The 1,320-nt window shown below is 40.5% G+C and carries 1 protein-coding gene; it reads left to right on the forward strand.

The window, feature by feature from the left end; translation table 11 throughout:
- The first annotated feature begins 534 nt into the window (after positions 1-534).
- On the forward strand, positions 535-774 hold the full coding sequence (locus BM299_RS18770) for a hypothetical protein (protein WP_092488080.1): 240 nt from the start codon (positions 535-537) through the stop codon (positions 772-774).
- The last annotated feature ends 546 nt before the right edge of the window (positions 775-1,320 follow it).

The raw sequence follows: 1,320 nt of genomic DNA on the forward strand, positions 1-1,320 counted from the left end.
AGGTGAAATATTAGTATCTTAATTATCTTAGCGTATCTTTATTATACTAAATATTTCACCTGTTATGGGCGGTTTTCTAATATTTAGTTCACGGAAGGAAAAATATTAAAAATGACGAATTAAAATTAATCATAACTTCCAGTTCTGATGATATCATTGACAAGCTTAAACTTGTTCAGCTTGTCGCTTACGGCGTAATCTTTTTAGCATTAATATTTATAATCGAGGTTGCTGGTAGTCTTTCATTAATCAATGTTGTTCCAATAATTGCATTAACCTACCCTGCTTTGTGGTTGTTGTTATCGGGGGGGAAAGAAAGTATTGCCGGCGATTATCTTGATTATTTTAAAAACCGTGTTAATAAGTACGACTCGGAAGTGATCTTATTTACTGCTGCCGGTTTTTTTTTCCAGTGCTTTAACTGTTTCGGGCTTGTGCTATTATATCATGCATTTGGCCGGATATTCGTTATTCTCCATATCACTGACCATACTTATCACTATCGTATTAGCCAGTATAGCAGGCATTCACCCGATGATTACTGTTTCAGCTTTTGCCGCCCTTGACACCGCTACAATTGGTATTGATCCCGTATTATTTGCCTTGATTTTGACCGGGGGGTGGTCTTTGGGTTCGACAGTATCCCCTATATCCGGTAATTGCTTGGTTGTGGCCAATACTATGGGAAAAACCCCTATTGAAGTTGCGTTTGCGAATTGGATTTACGCCTTTTGGGTTATGCCGGCACTACTGCTGTTTATCGTTTGGGTATAATATATCCCGCCCTTTTGCTGATTAAAAATATCAAGGGGGCATGAACCGTTTGAAAAGGACGATTAGTAGCTTGGCATAAGCGGTAAGGCACATAATTCAATAAATGTTGACCCGGGTTCCGTATATCCGGGTTTTTTTATTTAGCCTACCCTGAAAAAGTATATTGGGTGCGGGGCGGGTTGTTCCCCGCAAGTGATGTATCGGAGCGTCGACGCGGAGATTTTGAACGCAGCGGGGAACAACCCGACCTGCACGATTTTCATTCCTCTGCTTGTGCCGCGCCAGGCGGTATGGGGTCTACCAATGAAAGGGTAAGCATATATGGTGTCAGATGGTGGAGCACACAGGTGAACCGATTGAGCGTGCTTTTTGTCGAATAATTTAAAAAAATAGAGATATGAGTTACACACTCAATGTCAATAATTGGTAGAAACGAAAGCTAATACCAAAAAACATTCTTACTTCTTTCGGCCAGAACAAATCAAAAAGCCTTGCAAACTTCCGCACTGTTGTGTCAAAATTAACACAGACCTGCTGAATTCCTTT

The organism is Desulfoscipio geothermicus DSM 3669 (genome assembly GCF_900115975.1).
Taxonomy (GTDB): Bacteria; Bacillota; Desulfotomaculia; order Desulfotomaculales; family Desulfallaceae; genus Desulfoscipio; species Desulfoscipio geothermicus.

Coding starts and splice junctions, on each gene's coding strand:
- BM299_RS18770 (WP_092488080.1), top strand. CDS start 535: ATGATTACTGTTTCAGCTTTTGCCGCCCTTGACACCGCTACAATTGGT.